This is a genomic window from Paenibacillus sp. MMS18-CY102, from assembly GCF_009789195.1.
Lineage (GTDB): Bacteria > Bacillota > Bacilli > Paenibacillales > Paenibacillaceae > Paenibacillus_T.
Genome location: NZ_WSTC01000023.1, coordinates 64081 through 86192, shown reverse-complemented (window position 1 = coordinate 86192; position 22112 = coordinate 64081). Strand labels below are relative to the sequence as shown.

Annotated in this window: 21 protein-coding genes; 2 read left to right on the top strand and 19 right to left on the bottom strand. The window is 52.2% G+C overall.

Features of this window, described 5'->3' with window-relative positions:
- Window positions 1-15 precede the first annotated feature (15 nt).
- The 19 genes from GON22_RS17525 to GON22_RS17435 form a co-directional block, all read right to left on the bottom strand.
- Window positions 16-450, bottom strand: a complete 435-nt coding sequence (locus GON22_RS17525; RefSeq protein ID WP_160397402.1) for a hypothetical protein — start codon at window positions 448-450, stop codon at window positions 16-18.
- A 16-nt stretch (window positions 451-466) separates the two neighbouring features.
- The gene (locus tag GON22_RS17520) at window positions 467-1177 is read right to left on the bottom strand and encodes a Crp/Fnr family transcriptional regulator (protein WP_160397401.1); all 711 of its coding nucleotides are present in this window, start codon (window positions 1175-1177) and stop codon (window positions 467-469) included.
- Window positions 1178-1349: 172 nt separating this feature from the next.
- Window positions 1350-2099, bottom strand: a complete 750-nt coding sequence (gene pflA, locus GON22_RS17515; RefSeq protein ID WP_160397400.1) for a pyruvate formate-lyase-activating protein — start codon at window positions 2097-2099, stop codon at window positions 1350-1352.
- A gap of 46 nt (window positions 2100-2145) precedes the next feature.
- Window positions 2146-4416, bottom strand: coding sequence for a formate C-acetyltransferase (pflB, locus tag GON22_RS17510; protein WP_160397399.1), 2271 nt, complete (start codon window positions 4414-4416; stop codon window positions 2146-2148).
- A gap of 95 nt (window positions 4417-4511) precedes the next feature.
- Entirely contained in the window at window positions 4512-5117 is a 606-nt protein-coding gene (mobA, locus tag GON22_RS17505; RefSeq protein WP_160397398.1) for a molybdenum cofactor guanylyltransferase, read from the bottom strand.
- Window positions 5118-5538: 421 nt separating this feature from the next.
- On the bottom strand, window positions 5539-8145 hold the full coding sequence (gene adhE, locus GON22_RS17500) for a bifunctional acetaldehyde-CoA/alcohol dehydrogenase (protein WP_160397397.1): 2607 nt from the start codon (window positions 8143-8145) through the stop codon (window positions 5539-5541).
- Between the two features lie 37 nt (window positions 8146-8182).
- Window positions 8183-8764: a hemerythrin domain-containing protein gene (locus GON22_RS17495; RefSeq protein ID WP_160397396.1), complete on the bottom strand. Its 582-nt coding sequence runs from the start codon at window positions 8762-8764 to the stop codon at window positions 8183-8185.
- 1 nt (window position 8765) lies between these two features.
- Window positions 8766-9152 (bottom strand): nitrite reductase small subunit NirD, encoded by a 387-nt coding sequence (gene nirD / locus GON22_RS17490; RefSeq protein WP_160397395.1) that lies wholly within the window; start codon window positions 9150-9152, stop codon window positions 8766-8768.
- A 34-nt stretch (window positions 9153-9186) separates the two neighbouring features.
- Window positions 9187-11649, bottom strand: a complete 2463-nt coding sequence (gene nirB, locus GON22_RS17485) for a nitrite reductase large subunit NirB (protein ID WP_272898809.1) — start codon at window positions 11647-11649, stop codon at window positions 9187-9189.
- A 140-nt stretch (window positions 11650-11789) separates the two neighbouring features.
- Window positions 11790-13034, bottom strand: coding sequence for an iron-sulfur cluster repair di-iron protein (ric, locus tag GON22_RS26595; protein ID WP_160397394.1), 1245 nt, complete (start codon window positions 13032-13034; stop codon window positions 11790-11792).
- An 87-nt stretch (window positions 13035-13121) separates the two neighbouring features.
- Complete coding sequence (locus GON22_RS17475) at window positions 13122-13418, bottom strand: hypothetical protein (RefSeq protein WP_160397393.1); 297 nt, start codon at window positions 13416-13418, stop codon at window positions 13122-13124.
- On the bottom strand, window positions 13408-13740 hold the full coding sequence (locus tag GON22_RS17470; RefSeq protein ID WP_160397392.1) for a hypothetical protein: 333 nt from the start codon (window positions 13738-13740) through the stop codon (window positions 13408-13410). The genes GON22_RS17475 and GON22_RS17470 overlap by 11 nt, the downstream gene beginning before the upstream one ends.
- Before the next feature lie 22 nt (window positions 13741-13762).
- The gene (locus GON22_RS17465; protein WP_160397391.1) at window positions 13763-13951 is read right to left on the bottom strand and encodes a hypothetical protein; all 189 of its coding nucleotides are present in this window, start codon (window positions 13949-13951) and stop codon (window positions 13763-13765) included.
- The gene (locus GON22_RS17460; RefSeq protein ID WP_202113293.1) at window positions 13941-14483 is read right to left on the bottom strand and encodes a Rieske (2Fe-2S) protein; all 543 of its coding nucleotides are present in this window, start codon (window positions 14481-14483) and stop codon (window positions 13941-13943) included. The genes GON22_RS17465 and GON22_RS17460 overlap by 11 nt, the downstream gene beginning before the upstream one ends.
- 20 nt (window positions 14484-14503) lie before the next feature.
- Complete coding sequence (locus GON22_RS17455) at window positions 14504-15067, bottom strand: 4Fe-4S dicluster domain-containing protein (RefSeq protein ID WP_160397390.1); 564 nt, start codon at window positions 15065-15067, stop codon at window positions 14504-14506.
- On the bottom strand, window positions 15064-17247 hold the full coding sequence (locus GON22_RS17450; RefSeq protein WP_160397389.1) for a molybdopterin oxidoreductase family protein: 2184 nt from the start codon (window positions 17245-17247) through the stop codon (window positions 15064-15066). Before GON22_RS17450 ends, GON22_RS17455 begins: the two co-directional genes overlap by 4 nt.
- The gene (locus GON22_RS17445; RefSeq protein WP_160397388.1) at window positions 17234-18274 is read right to left on the bottom strand and encodes a hypothetical protein; all 1041 of its coding nucleotides are present in this window, start codon (window positions 18272-18274) and stop codon (window positions 17234-17236) included. Before GON22_RS17445 ends, GON22_RS17450 begins: the two co-directional genes overlap by 14 nt.
- A gap of 112 nt (window positions 18275-18386) precedes the next feature.
- On the bottom strand, window positions 18387-18758 hold the full coding sequence (locus GON22_RS17440) for a DUF3147 family protein (RefSeq protein WP_160397387.1): 372 nt from the start codon (window positions 18756-18758) through the stop codon (window positions 18387-18389).
- A gap of 42 nt (window positions 18759-18800) precedes the next feature.
- Entirely contained in the window at window positions 18801-19163 is a 363-nt protein-coding gene (locus GON22_RS17435; RefSeq protein WP_160397386.1) for a DUF3147 family protein, read from the bottom strand.
- 219 nt (window positions 19164-19382) lie between these two features.
- On the opposite strand from GON22_RS17435, the gene GON22_RS17430 reads away from it, so the two are divergent.
- Window positions 19383-20717: an MFS transporter gene (locus tag GON22_RS17430; protein WP_160397385.1), complete on the top strand. Its 1335-nt coding sequence runs from the start codon at window positions 19383-19385 to the stop codon at window positions 20715-20717.
- A 174-nt stretch (window positions 20718-20891) separates the two neighbouring features.
- On the top strand, window positions 20892-22037 hold the full coding sequence (locus tag GON22_RS17425) for an IS110 family transposase (protein ID WP_160397384.1): 1146 nt from the start codon (window positions 20892-20894) through the stop codon (window positions 22035-22037).
- The last annotated feature ends 75 nt before the right edge of the window (window positions 22038-22112 follow it).

Genomic DNA, 22112 nt, shown 5'->3' with positions numbered 1-22112 from the left:
GGCACGCTCTATTGTTTAATAACTCTCGACTAACATTTGCAAGTAAGGATGCAGCCCTTGAACTACGCGATTATCGTACTTTAGGTCCCCTCTTCGTCCAAGAAGCAGTATCCCATTCAAGGATCCTAGAGATTGAGCCGGTACTGGGAATGCGAGCCCAAACGCTAGCTTCTCTGCTAGCATAATAGGACATTCCCGCAGCAATGTGCGGTTGTCACGATCATTGATCGCATACGGCACCCCATGGCGAAGCACCATGCCTCCCATGCCAATGCCGGGTTTTAGTTTCATTTGGCCCACTTTGCCATTACGGCTGCCGATAACAAAGTTCCAGCGCATAAGCCGGTAATGTTTAGCGGGCATTGCATAAGCGACAAAGTCACTGCTGCTCCATTGGCGCACACGTTCAAGCTCCAACATCATTCGATCATGCATCCCTGATTCCTTCAATTGTACGCCTCCTTCCTTACATGCGGCAAATTTCTTTGGGACAATTTTCGCAATGGCAAACTTCACGCAAGTAGTGGAGGTCTTTAATAATGATATGGCCGTTTGCATATTCAACGACGTTTTCTTTCTTCAGGTCGCTCAGCATCCGGTTGACGCTCTCTCTCGTTGCTCCAATCATATCAGCCATTTCAGTGTTATTCATTTTCAACTCGATATAGATCAGTCCATCTTTGACTTTCCCATAGGAATTGCCCAGCCGGATTAACAGCGAACATAGCGCACCGGGTTTGCCAAACATCATCAAATCGCGAAATTTCGTTTGGGTCAGCCGGTGCATCATTCCCATCCATTTCATGAACTCAACCGCTAAATCGCCATGCTGCCACAGCAACACTTCCAGATCCTTGCGCTGAATAATGCCCACTTTGGCGTCTTCTGTAATTTCCACGGTAAAGCTATGAACCGAATCTTGGAATGGGTCCATCTGGCCGATCAAATCCCCTTGCTGATGCAAGTACATCGTTAGCGCCCTGCCACTCTCGGACGTTTTGGTCGTTTTGGCACGCCCACTAAGCAAGTAAAACAAATTGTCCGCCGGATCGCCTTCCCAGAACAGGGCGCTTCCTTTTTCTTTCTGTTTCACATACATGATGCTTTGCAGCTTCTCGAAGCTTTCCTGGGATAAGACCGGCCCTAAACCATCCGCTCGCATGATTGGGTTTGCCATATCACTTGCTCCCCTTCCGATCGTTCATTTGTTACCATCATATCGCGGCATGCCAATACAAACCATCGGGGAGTGCACTGATCTTTAGCGGGGAAAAACCCTTGTAATTTGTGAGGAATATCACTACACTTCCTCCGTGTGTGCAGAAGAAGAGGCGTATCGCTACGCCTCTTCATTGGTTTCCTATGGTTTGTTCCCGGCATGCGATTATCGCTGTATCGATAAGTGCCCTAGCCCGGCTGGCTTCGCGATCGGATGGCGTAGGAACGCCTTCGAGCGGGTAAGCGCGGCCAAGCTGCTGCCACTTGTATACACCCATTCGATGATAGGGCAACAATTCAATCTTCTCGATATTCGCCAACTGTCCGATGAATGCCCCAAGCGCTGCCAGATCTTCGGCGTTGTCTGTAATGCCAGGGATCAATACATGCCGAATCCAAGCTGGCTTATGGATGTCAGATAACCAACGGGCGAACGCGAGAATCCGGTCATTAGGCTGTGATGTCAGCCATTCATGCTTCGCCTTATTCATCTGCTTGAGGTCGAGCAGCACGAGATCCGTATAAGACATCAGCTCTGCTGCATGTGAAGGTTCGCAAAACCCGGAGCTGTCCAGTGCCGTATGGAGGCCGTAACGTTCCTTGCACGCCTTAAACAGTTGTGCGACGAATGGCGCTTGCAAGGTCGGCTCCCCTCCCGTCACCGTTATGCCGCCTCCTGAGCCTTTGTAATAAGCTAGATAGGGCTCAATCTCATTCAATATTTCTTCAACTGTCACCTGTCGCCCAGCGGTTGGATCCCATGTATCCGGGTTGTGGCAAAACTGGCATTGCAGCGCGCAGCCCTGCATGAACAGGACAAAGCGGATGCCTGGCCCGTCCACCGTCCCGAACGTTTCCATCGAATGTATGCGCCCTTTCATGCAGGCCACGCTCCTTTCCTAACTCGAACATTCAGCTTGCAGATGGTTAGATTTCACCGTGGAACGTGCGATTAATAACGTCCAACTGCTGCTCACGGGTCAGCTTAATAAAGTTAACCGCATAACCCGATACACGTATCGTCAATTGCGGATAATTTTCCGGATGCTCCATCGCATCCATGAGTTGCTCACGGTTGAACACGTTAATGTTCAGATGATGCCCTCCGCTTGCCGTGTAACCATCGAGCAATGCGGCTAAGTTGTTGAAACGGGCTTCATCTTCTTTGCCCAGCGCCTTTGGTATGATCGAAAATGTATTTGAGACGCCGTCCAGGCTATGCGTGTACGGGATTTTGGCGACCGATGCCAACGATGCGAGAGCACCTTTGCGGTCACGGCCATGCATTGGATTTGCCCCAGGCGCGAACGGTTGCCCAGCCATGCGGCCATCCGGCGTGCTGCCCGTTTTCTTCCCATAAACAACGTTCGAAGTAATCGTCAACACCGACATCGTAGGGAGTGCCTCACGGTACGTTTTATGTTTGCGCAGCCGGTTCATGAAGCCTTCTACCAGCTCGACGGCCATCTGGTCAACGCGGTCATCATTATTGCCGTATTGCGGATAATCGCCCTCGATCTCGAACCCGATCGCAATCCCTCGCTCGTTACGTACTGGACGCACCTTCGCATATCGGATAGCGCTCAAGCTATCAGCGACGACTGACAAGCCCGCGATGCCGCAAGCCATCGTGCGCAAAATATCTCTATCATGCAGCGCCATCTCAATCCGCTCGTAGCTATATTTGTCATGCATGTAATGAATAATGTTTAGCGTGTTGATATACAGCTTCGCTAACCAATCTTGTATCGCATCGAACTTAGCCTTCACTTCCTCATAATCTAAAATATCCGATGCAATTGGCGCGATTGCCGGGCCAACCTGAATGCCGAGCTTCTCATCCACACCGCCGTTGATCGCATAGAGCAGCGCTTTAGCGAGGTTGGCGCGTGCGCCGAAAAACTGCATTTGTTTGCCGATTCGCATAGCGGATACGCAGCAGGCGATCCCGTAATCGTCGCCGAAATGCGGACGCATCAGGTCATCATTCTCATACTGGATGGAACTCGTCTCAGCCGATACGCGAGCGCAGTAGCGCTTGAAATTGTCCGGCAGCTTCGCCGACCAAAGGATTGTTAAATTCGGCTCTGGTGCGGGACCAAGATTATATAACGTATGGAGGAAGCGGAAGGAATTGCGCGTGACGCGCGTCTTGCCGTTTAGGCCCATGCCGCCGACAGACTCCGTCACCCATGTCGGGTCGCCGCTGAACAGTTCATTATAATCTGGCGTTCGCAAGAACTTCACAATGCGCAGCTTCATAACGAAATGGTCAACAAGCTCCTGCGCTTGGCTTTCCGTCAGCGTACCTTCTTGCAGATCACGCTCCAGATAGATGTCGAGGAAGCTGGAAACGCGCCCGAGGCTCATCGCTGCGCCATTCTGCTCCTTGATCGCTGCAAGGTAAGCAAAGTACAGCCATTGCACGGCTTCTTTTGCCGTCGCAGCCGGAAGGGACAGGTCATAGCCGTACTCAGCCGCCAGCGCCTTCAGCTCTGTGAGGCTTCGGATTTGCTCTGACAATTCTTCGCGGAGAAGAATTACGCTTTCCGTCATCGTTTTGGCCTCAAGCTCCGTTAGCTCTTGTTTCTTGCCTTTGATCAACCGGTCTGCCCCGTACAGCGCAACCCGGCGGTAATCGCCTATGATGCGGCCACGGCCATAGGCATCTGGGAGACCGGTAATGATCCCAGCTTTGCGGGCAGCACGCATCTCAGCTGTGTAGGCATCGAATACCCCTTGGTTATGCGTCTTGCGAATTTCTGTGAACAATCGTTCCAACTCCGGATTCAGCTTGTAGCCATAGGCTTCACATGCATCGACAGCCATCCGAATTCCGCCGAATGGTTGAACAGCCCGCTTGAGCGGAGCATCCGTTTGCAGCCCGACGATTCTCTCCTTCTCCTGATCGATATATCCGGGTTTATGGGACAGGATAGTCGAGACGGTATTGACGTCTACATCATGTACGCCGCCGCGTTCGCGCTCTTCCTTCAACAGTACGCACAGCTGCGCCCATAAATCCTTCGTGTCGTCAGTTGCTTCTGCTAGAAACGACTCATCGCCAGTATAGGGCGTCAGATTATTTTCGATAAATGAATTGACATCGATCTGTTCCTGCCAGTTTCCCGAGGCGAATCCACGCCAGGCGCCCAAGATTCCTACCCGATCTTTTGCTTCGCTTTCCTTCATCGCCATGATCAAGCACCTCCGTTTTCTATCTTTAGGTTACTTGTTTCTCCGATGGTCCACTATGACATTGCTCACACTTCGACATCTTTTTTTGATTGCCATCAGCTGCATCGGGAAGCTTGTGCAATTAACCGTTCGTGATCCTTCGTGGCGTGGATCGACTCGACGAATCGGCTATCGATTCCATGCTCAGCAAAGGCAGGCTCATAAACTTCCGACCAACGAAGTGTATGCAACAGGGAGGCAGCCCTCATGTTCCCGCCGCCAAGCAGTGCTCCAATCTTATCCGCACAAGACCGGTCATAGATGCCATGCAAAGGATAAGCACGGTTGTTGATCCAAGGCAGAACTGCTTCAATCCCTTCCTGTTTCTGAGCCGCCAACAACTGCGCCGCTCCTGCAGAAGGAAAAGGCATATGGCAACCGAGAATCCAGACTTTGTGGTTTTTCGAAAGTGAAAGCCCTGCGTGAATGCCGCTAAGCATCCCTTTGCCAGCGAAGGAATCGGTAATAATTCTTATCTCCCGATCGACAGCTCGAAGAAAAGGGCGTGGTTCATTCGTGACAATTGTAATTTCGCTGCAGCAGCTGCCCATTTCCCGGATTTGCCGCTGAAGCAGCGTCTCGCCATCCAGTTCAAGGAACGCGCGGTTTTCCCCTTTCGTTGCTTGGTGATCGCCTCCTGCCAGAATAACGCCAGACAGCATTCGAACCACTCCTTTCTTCGTCAATATGTCGAATGTTCTTCGATAACGTTATTACACCATTGTTTGGGCAACGCCGCAGTGAGATGCATCACGCCATTGCACTTTGTACAATGAGATAGGTATCATCAGACGGCCCTGCACGTTCCCATTGCAATTCATAACAAACTGCAATGAGCAGGCTAATACACTCCAGCACCACACTCTAATCCAAAATGCAACACTCCCGCATACACCAACACCACTTCAATACGATGCACACAACAGTCCGCATGCACCAGCTCTACCTCAAATCCGAAGCACGACGCACCCACACTCGCACACGCACGCTATCAAACACAGCGCCAACTGCTCCAGTACAAAAACAGGGCTATCCCTCAGCCGACACGGCTTTCGGGACGCCCTCATAAGCACATGGCCGTTCCTAAAATTTTCCGTAAAACGCATTGCGATAAATGTCTGCCAATTCCGTAACGAGCGGCATGCGCGGATTAGCGGTCGTGCATTGGTCTTCGAAGGCGCGGTCAGCCAACTGGTCAACGTTCGCTTCGAAATCTGCCGGATTCACGCCGAGTTCCTGGAATTTCTCAGGGATGCCAAGCGACTGGTTCAGCTTGCGAATCGTCGCAATTAGGCTGTTCACGCCCTCCTCCGTTGTCTTCGCCGGAAGCCCGAGCATACGGGCAATCTCTGCATAACGCTGATCGGCAATGAAGTGGCTATATTTCGGGAACGAAGCGAATTTGGTCGGCTTCTGGGCATTGTACCGAATCACATGCGGTAGCAGAATAGCATTCGTCCGCCCGTGAGCGGTATGATACTGCCCGCCCCATTTGTGCGCAAGGCTGTGGTTAATGCCGAGGAAAGCGTTGGCGAAAGCCATGCCGGCGATCGTCGATGCATTATGCATCTTCTCACGAGCGAGCGGATCAGCCGTGTGGTACGAATTCTCTAGATTTTGGAAAACTAAGCGGATCGCATGAAGCGCAAGGCCGTCCGTGTAGTCGCTTGCCATGACCGACACATAAGCTTCAATCGCATGCGTGAGGACATCCATTCCCGTGTCTGCTACTGCCCGCTTCGGCAAGCTATAAACAAATTCAGGATCGATAATCGCCACATCCGGCGTTAGCTCGTAATCCGCAAGCGGGTATTTGGTATCCCCCTCCTTCTTATCGGTAATGACAGCGAACGACGTAACCTCCGAGCCTGTTCCCGAGGTCGTCGGAATAGCTACGAACTTCGCTTTATCTCCGAGGCGCGGATATTTATAAACACGTTTGCGGATGTCCAAAAACTTCTGTTTGAGGGAATGGAAGCTCGTATCTGGGTATTCGTAGAACAGCCACATCGCTTTCGCAGCATCCATTGGCGATCCGCCGCCAAGCGCAATGATGCAGTCTGGCTGGAAGCTTTCCATTAATTTCGTGCCACGTTCGACCGTCTCGACCGAAGGGTCCGGCTCCACGTCGGCAAACAATTCAATTACAACCGGATTAGCCCGTTTTCGCAAATAATACTCCAGCTTCTCGACATAACCGAGCTTCACCATCATCGCATCCGTCACGACGAGAATGCGCGAGATGTCCGGCATTTTTTCAAGGTACTGGGTAGCGCCCTTCTCGAAATAAATTTTCGGCGGAATTTTGAACCACTGCATATTGACTGTCCGGTAAGCGACTCGCTTAATATTGATTAAATTTACAGCTGACACGTTCGATGTCGTCGAGTTATGGCCATACGAGCCACAGCCTAGTGTAAGCGACGGCAAGTTCGTATTGTACAGGTCGCCGATTGCACCGTGGGTCGAAGGCGAATTGACGATAATGCGTCCCGTCTTGAGCCGGTTCGCGAACGCTTGGATAACCGCATCATTGCTCGAATGGATGACCGAGGAATGCCCAAGGCCGCCGAAAGCGACAACTTCTGCTGCCCGCTCGATGCCCTCCTGCGCCGTTTGGACGCGATAGCAAGCCAGAACTGGGCTAAGCTTCTCGGCGGACAGCGGGAATTGCACCCCGACCCCTTGCAGCTCGGCTACCAAAATCTTCGTGTCTTGCGGGACCTTGATCCCTGCCATCTCCGCGATTTTCACCGCAGGCTGGCCGACGATGACCGCATTAACTGCACATTTGTCACTGTTAATGACAAGACTCGAAACCGCCTCGGTTTCCGTTTTATTCAAGAAGTAGCAGCCACTGCCCTTCATCAGCTTGCGCACTTGTTCATAGACGGGCTCCTCGATAATGACCGCCTGCTCGGAAGCACAAATCATGCCGTTATCGAACGTTTTGGACAAAATAAGATCCGTTACCGCCTGTTCAAGGTTCGCCGATTGCTCGATGAAGCAAGGTACGTTGCCGGGCCCGACGCCTAACGCTGGCTTTCCTGTGCTATATGCAGATTTAACCATCGCTGAACCGCCAGTTGCCAGTACAAGCGCCACATCCGGGTGATTCATCAGAAGCTGGGTTGCCTCTAGCGATGGGGTTTCAACCCACTGGACGCAATGTTCTGGCGCTCCGCTAGCGACCGCTGCATCATGAAGAATCTGCGCCGCTTGCGCACTGCACTTCTGGGCGGAAGGATGGAAAGCGAAGATGATCGGATTGCGCGTCTTAGCCGCGATCAGCGTCTTGAACATCGTCGTCGAAGTCGGATTCGTGACTGGCGTAATGCCGGCAATAATCCCGACAGGCTCCGCTACGCACTTGTAATTTTCGAATGCGTTCTCCTCGATAACGCCGACGGTCTTGTCATTCTTAATGCTGTGGTAAATATATTCGGTCGCGAAAATGTTCTTCGTAATTTTGTCTTCATACACGCCGCGACCCGTTTCTTCTACGGCCATTTTCGCTAGCTTCATGTGCTGGTCAAGGCCCGCGAGCGCCATCGCGTGGACGATCGTATCGACTTGCCCTTGATCCATTTGCAGAAACGCATCATAAGCTATTTTTGCACGTGCCACCAACTGGTTTACTTCTTCATGGGCGGAGTGCTGGGCTTCTAGTTTACTTTGCTTCATCGCCATGTTTCTCTCCTCCTTGGAAACGGTTATTGGGGTCGTTCTATGAAAACAAATAATCGATATCGGTCAAGATCGCTTCCGCCAACGGGAAGATCAACTCTTCCTCCATTTGAAAATGGCTATTCAAAATAAAGCAGCCTTGGGTTAAACAGTTACAGCCTTCCTTAAGGCCTTCAAAAAACTTCAGACCCACCTCCCCATCCTCCAGCGTCAGTAGGTTTAGCTGGGCGAAGCTCGCTTGCATGAACGACTCGAAAAACTGCATCGCTAGCTCGTAATCTTTTTCCAGCACCCATAGGGATGGCTGAATCGTCGGTTCAATCTCCTGTTTGTAATACCGTGTAAACACCGGGAACAGCGCTTCATCCTCCCATCTGGCGTGGGCGGACAGATCGCCAATCACCGCAGCCGTTCGCTCGCGCAGCACCGCTAGCAGATTTTTCGCCCCCCTTCTGCTAAAAACGGCTGCTCCCCGCATGCTGAGCGCGCATAATTCATCGCACGCCGCTTTCAGTTGCTCATGGTCCGCTTCCAATTTCATAAACAGCTGCATATATTCGCTTGGCCTTGCTGTATCGATTGGATCGAGCTGCAGCTCGCTCGATTTCCTGTCTACGATCATCTTATCGCCCCCCGCTTCGGCTATCGGTTAGTTCCAGCTCACTTAACGCGGCGTGCTGCCCGGCTCGTTCCACGTAGACAGCACCAGCTTCAACCTTGGCATGGAAGGTTCGCACTTGCCCCGTATCCGGCGCCTGCACCATGCCATCTTTCAGGTTGATTTTCAAATCCCGCAGCGGGCAGTAGATATAATGGCCGCTGACGATCGCTTCCGCGAGCGTGCCGCCCTTGCGATGGGGCGTCCGGTTCTCTAACGCATAGACATCACCGCTAGTCGTATGGAATACGGCCAGGTCAGCCATGCCGATTCGGACTTGCCGCCCTAACCCTTGCGGGAAATCATCTATCCTGCCAATTTCCACATCATCCCGTTGATCCTGTATGGCCATCAGGCTCCATCTCCTATCTTCTATCTCTCTCTTTTCACTGCCCCTTAGCTACGTCCACAGCGACCGCTTGATAATACTCGCGCTGCAGCTTCTCACTCTCGACCACTTCCTGCCATGGATCTTGAAGCTCTGCGAGCGCATCTTCGACGCGCCTGACTAGCGCTTGGCGCTGTGTTAAGTCATCCATTACGATCGCTCGCACATGATCAGTGCCTAGACGCTCTAGCCAATCCGACGTTCGTTCGCCATAATTGCCCGTTTCCCGATAATATTGAATGAACGCCCCGCAGATTTCCTCTAGCTCGCTATCGGTTTTCACTTTGCACAGCAGCTCCGCTTCCTTCATGCGAATTCCACCGTTGCCGCCTACGTAAACCTCCCAGCCGCCTTCATTGCCGACAATGCCGAGATCCTTCGTGCCCGATTCCGCGCAGTTGCGCGGGCAGCCATTTACAGCCATCTTGAATTTCGCCGGCATCCATAGCCGTTCGAACTTCTTCTCCAGGTTAATGCCCATGGTAATCGTATCCTGCGTTCCGAACCGGCAAAACTGGGAGCCGACACAAGTTTTGACCGTACGAAGCGCTTTGGCGTAGCCATAACCCGATGGCATGCCAAGCTCCTCCCACACCGCTGGCAGATGCTCCTTCTCGATGCCTAGCAGGTCGATCCGCTGCCCGCCGGTCACTTTAACCATCTTCGCATCGTACTTGTCGGCGATATTAGCGATCTGCCGTAGCTGCTCCGGCGTCGTCACGCCGCCGTACATCCGCGGAATAACGCTATAGGTGCCATCCTTCTGAATGTTGGCATGAAGCCGTTCGTTGACAAAACGCGACTGCCGGCTGTCCTCGTATTCCGCCGGCCACGCCATGCCAAGATAGTAGTTCAAGGCAGGGCGGCATTTCGAGCATCCCTCGGGCTGCTGCCATTCCATCACCATCATGACCTCGCGGACACTTGTCAGGTGCATCTTCTGAATCGCCGCAACGATCTCATCCCGGTTATGCGACGTACAGCCGCAAATCCCTTGCTTAACCGGCTGCTGCTGATCCTGATAGCTGTCGCCTAACACGAATTGCAGCAGTTGCTCTACGAGCGGTTTGCAGCCGCCGCATGAACGGGTTGCGCCTGTCTTCATTTTGATTTGGTCGACGGTAGCCAGGCCGTCCGCTTGAATGGCGCGAACGATATCACCTTTGGTCACGCCATTGCAGCCGCAGACGATTTCATCGTCCGCCATCGCTTGCACGAGCGAATCCTTATTGCCTCCGCTGCAGCATGCTGTTCCGCCGCCGAACAATTCGGCGTATAGCTCATCTGTCATGATGGCGCCATCCCGAATCAGGCGAGTGAGGCGCGGCGCATCCGACACATCACCGTACATGACGGAGCCGACAATTCGTTTATCGCGAAGCAGCACTTTCTTGTAATGGCCGCGCCAATCGTCGTGAATGCGCAGCACCTGATGTTCTGGGCCTTCGATAAATTCGCCGGCCGAGAAAACGTCGACGCCGGAAATTTTAAGCTTCGTCGAAACCGAAGAGCCTTCGTATGGTGCGGCGGCAACACCCGCCATCCTTTTGGCCAATACAGCGCCTTGCTCGAAAAGCGGTGCAACAAGGCCGTAACAAACACCCCGGTGCTCACAGCATTCGCCAACCGCATACACGCCCGGTGCGCTCGTCTGCATAAAATCATCAACGAGAATGCCTCGCCCGGCCGCAATGCCGCTCGCCTTCGCAAGCTCGGTGTTGGGTACAATGCCTGCTGACATAACAACCAGTTGCGCATCAAGCTCCGACCCGTCCGCGAACCGAATGCCGCTAACATCCGCATCGCCAAGCATTTCCACCGTCTTCGCCGCCATTTTGAATCGAATGCCTTGGCGCTCCAGTTCAGCCTTCAGCATGCCCGCAGCCACTTCATCCAGTTGGCGTTCCATCAGCGAACCCATCAGATGAACGACCGTCGTTTCCATGCCGAGCTGTACGAGGCCTTTGGCTGCTTCGAGCCCGAGCAATCCGCCTCCGATAACCGCTGCTTGCTTAAACCGGCGGGAAGCGTCAATCATCGACTCACAATCGGCGATGTCGCGGAAGCCGATCACTCCCTTTTTATTTGCGCCCGGCACTGGAAGAATGAATGGTTTTGAACCTGTCGCAATGATCAGCACATCATACTCTGTTGTTTCGCCCGTTGCTGTGTATATTCGCTTCTCCTCTGTGTCGATCCGTTCTACTTTGGTTCCCGTATGCAGCGCAATGCCATTCTCTTCGTACCATTCGCGGCTATTCAAAATAATATCGTCGATGCGTTTGCTGCCCTCAAGGACGTATGAGAGCTGGATGCGATTGTAATTCGGATAAGGCTCCTCGCCATATACATTAATTTCGTATGCATTTGTAAGCTTCAGGATTTGTTCCAATGTATTGACGCCGGCCATGCCGTTGCCGATGAGAACCAGCTTGCGCCGTTTCAAGTTGGGATCAGCCATCCTTATTCACTTCCTCGTTGTTGGTTATGGCTTGATTATAACGAAGGCAAAACCGTCTGCCTGTGACATAAATCACCCTACAGAAAAAAGTCCGCTCGCCCTTCCTTACGGAAGATATATGCGGACTTGGGACTATCGTTTTATGCAGACGGAATGCGAAGTGCGTTAAACTTGGCGGCCAGCTCTTCCATATCCATTGGCGTAAACAATCGCTGTGCCATAGGGAACAGCACCGTCTCCTCCTTCATGAAGTGGCTAGTCAAAATGTGATAAGCTTCGATCAAATCAGCTGCGATGCCCGCCGCTGCCGCTGCAGTAACAGCTGCTCCCGTTTCTAGCGCCGAGACGGCTTCAAGAAACTGTTGGAGGTGGAGCTTCGCCTGCTCATGCTCGAATTCCATCACTGCAACTGGTCCCGTCCCGTACCCGACAAACCGGGCGACCATCGGGAACAAAATATCCTCTTCCTTAGCGGAATGCGGATCCAGATCACGCACGAATGCCCTCGCCATCTCCTGCAATACGAACAACGAGGCCATCCAATCCGATAGGCCGTCCGTTCCCCCAATCTGCTGCGCGATTGCATAGAACTGCTCCATCTGTTCAAGCAAAGGAATATGCTCCTGCATCAGCATTTGGAGCGGTGCGCTTAATATCTCTTCCGCAGGAGCCGCCAGTTCGGCAAGCCGGCGAAACAGAATATTATTTTCCAGATGAATATGCTCGAAAATATCGCTTTCCAGCTCGACAAGCTTCTGGAAGGTGACCGTATACGTCCGGCAAGCGCCTTCTGGCAGCGTATAATCGCTCGTGACAGCTCTCATTTCCTTCAGGAGATCGCCCACTTTGCTGTGGTCAGACTCCAGCTCTTCGATCTTCCGGTTCGCTCTTGCCAGCAGGTCAGCCGATGGCATTGCCTCATACGCTTGAATGAGCGGAAAGACGATCGACTCCTCGGCAATCAAGTGCTGTTCAAGCTCGGTTTTCATCTGATGGAATAGCGTATGCAGCTTCGCAAGGCGACCGCCTTCTTCCTCGTTATGGCCGTGAACACGCAACACCTTCGTTACGAATTCACTAAGCAGCGGCAATTCCGCCTGTAGGTATGCATGATGCTTGCCTACAACATGCTCAATGATTTCAGACCATTCTGCCTCGCGCCAATCTCTAGTTTCATGCTGGCGCTGCTCCCAGCTTACAAAGCTTTCATGAAGCGAAGCAAGGAATGCCCGCTCATCCATCCCTTTTTGCTGAAGTACCGCCCCAAGCGGTTCATTGCCGCCACAACAGAAATCAATACGGTTAGCCTTAAACAGATTGCTTGCACCTGGAAAAGCGGTTACGATGTCGCCAATCTTATTCGATCCGTCGAATCTGGTTTCCATCTTGCCTGCCTCCTCTTATATAACCGTGTTTTGCAACCCCATCATATCCCAGCGGGAATTTCACAACTGTGCGCCGAGTCACAATAGTTATGGCGATTTCCAGGCCAACATGTAACGAAGTTGCCCTTGCAAATCCTCGGATACGAACGTTGTCCCGTTAGGCCCGTCCAGCGTCAGTCTTGTCCGTTCGTCGCTGAACACTGGAATCGATAGAAATTGCGTCAAATTCAAATAACATTGCAAATGCGTCCCTTCTGGGAGCAGCTTTACACGCATCAGCTCAAACGTACGCGGAGGGGCAACGGGATCATGGCCCGCGAGGTCTTCGATGACCGCTTCCACCTCTTTTCCGCAAAGCGGCCTAAGCGCTGCTTCAACATCCATTCCAGCTTCCCCTCCTCTTAATCAGGCATGGGCCTGCATCTTCCTTCTTCATCACGTTCACCTTGTATCCAGCAAGCCAATCCCACCACGACTCCGGCAATGCATCATCCAACCAGTCCAGTAAATCCTCTTCATTGTCCCACACGGCAAGGCCGTTCACCTTGGCGACGGCCACGTCCAATCCATCTTCTTCGCCATGCTCCACATCTGTTCGGGCTCCTGCAAACAGGTGGCACACTAGCTCGCGAACCTCTTCCAGCAGCGATGCTTCCCCCCAATTGCGAGGGCGAATAAAGCAGAGCTCCACATCGTATTCTCCCATCCTAAGCCCTCCTCATGAGCAGCTAGCCCACATTCCGTTCCCGGCGGTAAATCCAGATGGCGAGCGGAAACAAGATCACATTCAAGCCCGCGAACAAGAGCACTTTCTCGTATTGCTCATAGAAAAAAGCATTCACGACCTGCTGTGTAAACACAATGTTAGCGAGCAGCACAAAGCTTAAATAGATGACGCCCCTGTAGCTACGTTTCATAGCGCTTCACCCCGGTTGCGTAAACCGTCCCCTTCTCGACTGCCAGCTCAATTTCGGGCAACGGCCGCTTCGGCGGCCCCGCGACCGGCTTGCCTGTATGGACATCGAATAAGCCATGATGGCAAGGGCATACAAGCTCGCTCTTTTCTTTGCTCCAGAAGACCGGGCATTTCAAATGGGTGCACGCATTCTGGTAAGCCTTGAAGGTTCCTTCCTCGATATGGACCAGCAACGCCGTATCATGCTCTCCCGGATAGGCAAATTCAACCGCTTCCCCTACTGGAATGTCGGTGAGCGCCGTTATTTTATTTTTTGGATAGATGCGTTTATCCCCGTTAACCAAATGTTTGGCCGCGATTGCCCCCCACGGCAGCGTCGAGATGGCGAACACGCCAGCGGCGCCAGCCATCGTTTTCAAGAAGCTTCGCCGGTCCAGCTTCCGTTCATTATCTTTATGGATATTATGGGTGTAATTATCCTCGTCGTATGGAACCGTAGCCTTACGATTCACATCTTTCATGTCTTCGCTCATCGCAAGCCCTCCTCTTCGCCTTAGAACAGCTTTTGTTTGCCTTGCAAAATGCCCGGAAGGCTAATCTTCACATTCGTTTCCCCTTCAAGAGGGCCCAGCGGCATGCGGCTTGCTGTCCATTTGCCAAGCTGATGCTGCTCCTGCTTATGCTTTAATTCCTCTTCCGTCAGCCATTGGAGTGTATTCGTCGGACAGACGGACGCACACATCGGGGGAATGCCTTCCTTCGTGCGGTCGTAGCACAGGTCGCATTTGTACATCAGATTTTGCTCCTGGTCGAACTTTGGAATGCCATAAGGGCAAGCGATTGTGCAGTTTTGGCAGCCGATGCACTTCTCCACCAACGCTGAAAGGACAGCGCCCTCAGGCGTCACCTGAATCGCTTGGGCCGGACAACTGCGCGCACAAGCCGGGTTAACACAATGCAAGCACATGAGCGGAATCGTCTGGCGATTAACAAGCGGGTTCACGTCATATACGTAATTCCGGTTACGCTCATCATGCCCGCCGCACTGCGTGCATGCCGCCAAGCAGCTCCGGCAGCCGATGCAGTTGTCCATTTCAATATATAAATGCTGTTTCATTGGGTAACCGCCTCGCTTTGCGTTTGCTGCTTCATTTTGTAAATTTGAACGGCGCACACTTTGAACTCCGGCATTCGAGACATCGGGTCAAGCGCGGCGATCGTCAGCAAATTGACCGATTCGTCATGGCCGAAGTGGTAAGGCACGAAGATCGTATCCGGGCGAATCGCCTCCGTCATTTTCACCTTAAAATGCGCTTCCCCTCGGCGGGTAACCAGCTTCACAGTCTCTTCATGCTCAATTTGATAAAGCTGGGCGGTATCAGGATGCACTTCAACGAACGGCTCCGGGCACATCGCATGCAGAAACGGAATTCGCCTCGTCTGATTGCCCGATAAATAGTGATAGACGACCCGGCCCGTCGTCAGGCGCAGCGGGAACTCCTCACATGGCTCTTCGGCTGGCGGCCGATACGGCAGTGCGCACAGCTTCGCTTTCTTATCGGGATGGTAAAATTGCTTATCGAGAAACATATGCGGCGTTCCTTCGTCCGCTTCATCCTTGCAAGGCCAGAAGACGCCCTGCTGTATGTCGATCTTCTCCCACGTTGCCCCGTAGTAATCGGCATACCCACCCTTGGAGGCGAGTCGAAACTCATCATTGATAGCGCGGGCGGACTGCAAATGCCGGAAGTATTGGCCCCTGCCGAGCCGCTCGGCAAGCTCGATCTGCATAAGCCAATCCGGCTTCGATTGGCCGATCGGCTCCTGTGCCTTATTGATTTTTATGATGCGGCCCTCCAAATTCGTCACGGTCCCTTCATCTTCGCTCCACGTCGTTGACGGAAGAACCACGTCGGCATATTCCGCTGATTCGGACAGAAAAATATCGGAGCATACCATGAAGTCGAGGCTCATAAGCGCGCTGCGAACCTCGTTCAAATTCGGAGCGGACACCGCTGGATTCGAGCAGAGCAGATAGAGCCCGCGAATCGTCTTCTCCTTCATGAGCCCAAACATTTCGTAGGCCGAGACGCCCGGCTGCGGCATTTCCTCGGGCTCAATGCCCCATACCTTGGACACTTCCTCCACATGCTTTGGATTCGTTATTTTCCGATAGCCCGGCAATGCATCCGCTTTCTGGCCATGCTCACGGCCCCCTTGCCCGTTGCCCTGGCCTGTAAAGGTGGCGACGCCGGATTTGGGACGGCCGATTTTGCCCGTTACTAAGCACATATTCGTATAAGCAGATACATTGTCCGACCCTTTATGCTGCTGCTCAATGCCACGGGCGAACATGACGACCGCATTCGGCGCTTTCCCGTAAATTTCCGCAGCGCGGATCAGCTTCTCCGGCGCAACGCCCGTAATTTCGCTCGTATATTCTGGCGTAAAGCTTTTCACCAGCTCCTCCAGTTCCGCGTAACCGCTTGTATGGTCCGCAACAAACTGCCCGTCGGCATAACCGCCCTTGATGAGCAAGTGAAGCATACAGTTGGCAAGCGCCAGATCCGTGCCGGGACGAAGATCCAGATGCACATCTGCCCGTCTTGCAATGGGTGTCTCCCGAGGATCCACGACGATCAAATAGCCGCCACGGTTCTGAACTTCCCAGATGCGGAACATCGATGTCGGGTGGCATTCCGCCGTATTGCTGCCCGCTATGAACAAGCAGTCCGTCTCGTGCAAATCCGTCCATGGAAGCGTCGAGCCTCGGTCAATGCCGAAGGTTCGCAAAAATCCGGCCGCAGCGCTCGACATGCAGAAGCGGCCGTTATAGTCGATGTATCTCGTTCGTAAGCCGACTCGCGCAAACTTGCCGGTCAGGTAGCATTTTTCATTCGTCATGGAAACGCCGCTGAAGACGGATAAGGCATCTGGCCCATAGCCTTGCTGCAGCTCTTGAAACCGCTGGACGATGAGATCGTATGCTTCCTCCCATGTCGCCTCGCGGAAGCCTTCTTTCGTTCCTCGAAGTAAACGGTCATCCCGAATGAGCGGCTTCATCAGGCGGTCATCATGATTCGTTTGCTGATAAGCCGTAACCCCTTTGGGGCACATTTTGCCAAGCGTAACCGGCCAATCATATCGAGGCTCGACGCCGATAATTGTGTTAGAGCCGGTATCCACCCGCAAATTCATGCCGCACTGCATGCCACAATAAGAGCAATGAGTCGGCACGAGCCGTTCGCCCGGATGCTCCTTATTGGCAATCACCTTAAAAAATTTATCCTTTGGCATTCTGATTCGCCTCCTTGACGCGAATTTGATGGGTTGGAACGCCGGTAATGCGTGCTATGCGATATTTGCGGCGGCAAGGCAGGCACAGCTCAGCCAGATGGTTGCCTTCTTCAGTTTTAAACTCCATTTCGCTATGCTTCAATACATCAACGACATCCTGTGCTTGTTCAGCAGACACGTAATACGCCCCACAAACCTTGCATGCTTTCGGTTCTGCCGCCCCGTAATGCTCTCGGTAGTTTCTTGCAAGCAAGCTCATCGGTCGGAACGGAATATGTGCAAGTTTGCCGAATGGCAGGTAGATCAAGGTGATAATAACGGACCACTGGTGGATCATCGACATGACCGGATGCCCGAATCCTTCCAAGAATAAGTTATTGAACGTGAGAATTAACCCAGTTATCGAGATGAATAAAAGCAGATACAGGGGCAGGAAATCATACGCGAACGATTGCTCCGCCCGTGCCTGCATGTTGCGCAGCCGGCGGTTTAACGCCATGCATACGCCCCCAATCACCATGAAAGCCGTTATGTTCAAGGCATTAAAAAACAAATAAGCAATTATGCCATCTGCGGCGATATGCATCAGATTAATTCCGAACATCACGACGGTATAATAGCCATTGTCCTCCATCGTGAAATACATCCAGCCGAATACAAGCGGGAATGTGACGAACGCGGACAAGATGCAGCCCCATCCTAGCAAAATATGCTGCAGCCAGCGGTACCATCCACGATTCCATATAAATCGGTACACGACTAAGTGGTCGGCCGCTGTCGCAGGCGTCGATTTGCGGAATAGAAGCTTGATTCCTTTACGCAAAATGATTCTCGTCGGCGGGCGGTCCCCCCAAGCCATAAAACGGTAGAAAAAACCGCAAATAAATACAACCGTGCCAACCATATAACCGTACAGCGCCAGGTCGATGTGCGTAAAAAAACGCGACCCTATGTACATCAAGACGATCAAGCCACATACCGTTATACACACATTCCGTGCCCATCTTGAAGCAAATGCACGTTCCATTCCCATTGCCCCTCGCTCTCGAAGTTTCCTTATGCACGTATTAGACCACAAAAGAAAAGAACCCGGCTGTGATACAAATCACAAGGTTCTTCCTCTTCATCCAACTTAGCGCTCATTCGTGTCGATAGGCTCTGCTTTTCACCGCGGAACGTAGCTTATAAATGAGATATGCACTGCTGAACCAGCAGATTAGGCCAAGCCCAATGCTTATCCACCACATGCCTGTCGCCTGAAGCATAAAGAGAACAACCATCACACATACTGCACAACCGCTCATGCCGAACACGGAACCGTTGGCGATTTCGGCAGCCTTCTTAGAACCTTGATTAATGCCAACCATCAGGACGGCTACTACCATTACGGCTGGGAATGTAGCAAAAATGCCGCCAAGCGATTTCCACGGAAGCGCCATGGAAGCGAAATAACTGAGGACAACAGCCATGCCGCCGAGCAAGAAACGCAGTGCTGACTCTTTTAAACCCATTATGATCACTCCTTGTCATTGTTTTAAACTGATTAGTAAATTTCATGTGTTGAACAGGACATACGAAATGGACAACGACACGATTAACCAGCCACATACGGATAAGGAAAGCCCCTTCTTCCAGCCTTTACGGGCACATAATGCCCCGACTGCAACAGCACATAACATATTAATTCCCATGCCGACCATCGCCCCCTTGGACAAGTCAATCGATCGACGGATCAAATCGCTCCCGCCATAATCCAATCGCATTGTCAGCATTGCAGCTACAAATACTGCCGGGAATGCAGCGAAAATGCCGCCAAACGACCCGCCAACGCGTTTGGCTATTATCGAAGCAGCAACCACAGCCCCGCCGCCAAGAAAAAACCGTAACAACAATCCTTCGATGGACAAATGAAACATACGGCCAACTCCTTTAAGATGTTGTGAAAATTTTCACTTAATAACACAGCTGCGACTCGAACAGTTCTATCGTAAAGCCTGTGCCTCTGCTTTGTCTGTGATTGGCATCACTGTGACAAAAGGCACAGCCACCGGCTTCCAGCACTGCTACACTCAGGTCATCAAATCAAAGAGAGCCAGCCAGCAGGAAGGCTCTCGCACTTACGGGAGGAAATTACGATGGCAAGAATAAATCATTGGAATCCAGAAAATCCTGACTTCTGGCAGTTGGAAGGCAAACGCCACGCATCACGCAACCTATGGATTTCCGTACCATCACTCATGCTTGCATTTATTGTTTGGCAAATCTGGTCGGTTGTCGCCGTTCGATTGAATGATGTCGGCTTCTCGTTTACCGAGAATCAATTATTCACGTTGGCGGCAGTTCCTGGACTAGTCGGTGCTACGCTCCGTTTCGTTTACACCTTCGCAGTCGGGATCGTTGGCGGACGCTACTGGACCGTTATCTCCACCTCCGTCCTGCTCATCCCAGCAGCCGGAATCGGCATCGCCGTGCAAAATCCGGATACGCCTTACGCCGTCATGCTGCTCCTTGCCGCGCTTTGCGGATTAGGCGGAGGCAATTTCTCTTCTTCGCTGTCGAATATTTCACTATTCTATCCGAAGAAAGAGAAGGGCACAGCGCTTGGCATTAACGGCGGCCTTGGAAATATGGGCGTGTCCGTCGTCCAATTCGTCACCCCGCTAATTATGACAGTAGGCACATTCGCAGCGATTGGCGGAGACGGCCAGTTGCTCAAGGACGGCCAGCAGGTCTGGCTTCAAAATGCCGCCTTCATCTGGATTATTCCGATTATTTTAATGGCTATCATCGCGTTCTTCGGCATGGATAACCTGCCCGGCGCGAAGCAATCGTTCGCCAGCCAGTTCGTCATCGTTAAACGCAAGCATACGTGGGTAATGACCTTCCTGTATGTCGCAACATTCGGGTCGTTCATCGGATTTTCTGCAGCCTTCCCGCTTCTGCTAAAATCGCAATTCCCTAGCCACACCTCGCTCGCATTTCTTGGTGCCTTTCTCGCAGCGGCAGCACGGCCAGTCGGCGGGTTCATCTCCGATAAATTTGGCGGTGCCAAAGTCACTTCCATCGTCTTGTTCATCATGGGGCTTGGCTCACTGTCGGTTATTTATTTTATCCAGCAAGGCAGTTTTGCAGGCTTCCTTATCTCGTTCCTCATTTTATTCCTTGCGGCTGGTACGGGTTCAGGCTCCACGTTCCAAATGATCCCATACATCTTCCCAGCCAAGGAAGCAGCGCCAGTGCTTGGCTTCACTGCCGCTTTCGCAGCCTATGGCTCCTTCTTCATTCCGAAGATGTTCGGCTGGTCCGTCAAAACTACTGGCTCATACATCACAGCTTTCTATATTTTCATCGGCTTCTATATCATAGCGATTGCGCTTAATTGGCTCTTCTACCAACGCAAGCGTGCGGAAATAACGACATTTGTCGTGGCTAAACAGGGCAACCCGCAAACCATTTCACCGCAAAAATAATAGTTGAAACAAACAAAAAAGAGGTGTCCTAAAAGCAGTTCTGCTTTAGGGACACCTTTTCTCTAAACATTCCTGTAGAGTCTAAGATTTGAGCTTGGACAAAAAAAGGAGCGCCTCGTATGATGGGGGTGTACGGGTCGGATGCCCTAAAAAACCCATCAGGAGGCGCTTACTATGAATTTTACTCGAAAAGACAAGGCAAATCAACGCATTGAACGAATTACCAGCCATCACGCCATTGTAGGCATCGACATCGCTAAAGATGTTCATGCCGCACAAATCACAGATTTCCGTGGGCGGATAATAACGCCACGCCACTTCTCCTTCTCAAACACAGAGGCAGGATTCGAAAAGTTGCTCAACTGGATGCGCGAAGCGGGTGACAAACACGGCAAAACCTCTTTTCTTGTTGGCATGGAGCCCACCGGCCACTACTGGCATAATCTCGCAGACTGGCTGCTGGAGCAAGGCATCGAAGTCGTGCTGGTGAACCCGATGACGACGCATCGCAATAAGGAAAACCGCGACAACAGCCCTTCCAAAAACGATCCGAAAGACGCACTCGTTATCGCCGATGTCGCCTGCCGGGGCTACTACACCGATTATTCGCCCGAAGAGCCTGTATTCGACCAAATCAAGGCGATGATGAGCGCGCGCGAATATTGGGTGGGGCAGTCCATTAGCTTAGGCAACCGCATCGTCCGTTGGATCGACTTGTACTTTCCCGAGTTCCGGAGCGTCTTCCCGCAATGGGATGGCGTCCGGCCATTAGCTACGCTGAAGGCTTTTGCATTGCCTGAGGACCTGCGGCATTTGAATGCCGATGAAGTGTTGGAGGGTTGGCGCAATCAAGGGATGCGGCGCGTGGCGGGAGCCAGCGGCAAGGCAAAGGCAGTCGAGCTGTTACAGGCCGCTGCACTCAGTATTGGAAATTCCAATACAAACGATGCTGCGCGGCAAGATATTTTGCGCCTTCTGCATGTTTATGAAGGCGACCTTCGCCACTATGCCCATGGCAGGCAACTGCTGCGCCGTGCGGGCCTCAATCTAGCGGAGCGAACGTCAGGGAAGCACAGAGGCCAGATTAAGCTTTCCAAGCGGGGAGACAGCAGCCTGTGCAAATACTTGTACTTAGGCGTGTTAAACCTTGTACGGCAAAACGCGGATTTTAAACATTGGCATGCACGCAACCAGCTCAAAGGGATGTCAAAGATATCCTCCATTTTCAAGCTTATAGGGAAGCTAGCACGCATCTTAATTGGCATGATTCAACGAGGCGAAACGTACCAGAGCTCCGTGTCCCATTCCGTAGCAGCTTAATAACGAACAGCATCCGTCACATTGAATAGCTTTACGAATGCTCTCCCGTTCACGGGACTCAAGTAAGCGTCAAAT

Coding starts and splice junctions, on each gene's coding strand:
- GON22_RS17520 (WP_160397401.1), bottom strand. CDS start 1,177: ATGGCAAACCCAATCATGCGAGCGGATGGTTTAGGGCCGGTCTTATCC.
- pflA (WP_160397400.1), bottom strand. CDS start 2,099: ATGAAAGGGCGCATACATTCGATGGAAACGTTCGGGACGGTGGACGGG.
- pflB (WP_160397399.1), bottom strand. CDS start 4,416: ATGGCGATGAAGGAAAGCGAAGCAAAAGATCGGGTAGGAATCTTGGGC.
- mobA (WP_160397398.1), bottom strand. CDS start 5,117: ATGCTGTCTGGCGTTATTCTGGCAGGAGGCGATCACCAAGCAACGAAA.
- adhE (WP_160397397.1), bottom strand. CDS start 8,145: ATGGCGATGAAGCAAAGTAAACTAGAAGCCCAGCACTCCGCCCATGAA.
- GON22_RS17495 (WP_160397396.1), bottom strand. CDS start 8,764: ATGATCGTAGACAGGAAATCGAGCGAGCTGCAGCTCGATCCAATCGAT.
- nirD (WP_160397395.1), bottom strand. CDS start 9,152: ATGGCCATACAGGATCAACGGGATGATGTGGAAATTGGCAGGATAGAT.
- nirB (WP_272898809.1), bottom strand. CDS start 11,649: ATGGCTGATCCCAACTTGAAACGGCGCAAGCTGGTTCTCATCGGCAAC.
- ric (WP_160397394.1), bottom strand. CDS start 13,034: ATGGAAACCAGATTCGACGGATCGAATAAGATTGGCGACATCGTAACC.
- GON22_RS17475 (WP_160397393.1), bottom strand. CDS start 13,418: ATGGATGTTGAAGCAGCGCTTAGGCCGCTTTGCGGAAAAGAGGTGGAA.
- GON22_RS17470 (WP_160397392.1), bottom strand. CDS start 13,740: ATGGGAGAATACGATGTGGAGCTCTGCTTTATTCGCCCTCGCAATTGG.
- GON22_RS17465 (WP_160397391.1), bottom strand. CDS start 13,951: ATGAAACGTAGCTACAGGGGCGTCATCTATTTAAGCTTTGTGCTGCTC.
- GON22_RS17460 (WP_202113293.1), bottom strand. CDS start 14,483: ATGAGCGAAGACATGAAAGATGTGAATCGTAAGGCTACGGTTCCATAC.
- GON22_RS17455 (WP_160397390.1), bottom strand. CDS start 15,067: ATGAAACAGCATTTATATATTGAAATGGACAACTGCATCGGCTGCCGG.
- GON22_RS17450 (WP_160397389.1), bottom strand. CDS start 17,247: ATGCCAAAGGATAAATTTTTTAAGGTGATTGCCAATAAGGAGCATCCG.
- GON22_RS17445 (WP_160397388.1), bottom strand. CDS start 18,274: ATGGAACGTGCATTTGCTTCAAGATGGGCACGGAATGTGTGTATAACG.
- GON22_RS17440 (WP_160397387.1), bottom strand. CDS start 18,758: ATGGGTTTAAAAGAGTCAGCACTGCGTTTCTTGCTCGGCGGCATGGCT.
- GON22_RS17435 (WP_160397386.1), bottom strand. CDS start 19,163: ATGTTTCATTTGTCCATCGAAGGATTGTTGTTACGGTTTTTTCTTGGC.
- GON22_RS17430 (WP_160397385.1), top strand. CDS start 19,383: ATGGCAAGAATAAATCATTGGAATCCAGAAAATCCTGACTTCTGGCAG.
- GON22_RS17425 (WP_160397384.1), top strand. CDS start 20,892: ATGAATTTTACTCGAAAAGACAAGGCAAATCAACGCATTGAACGAATT.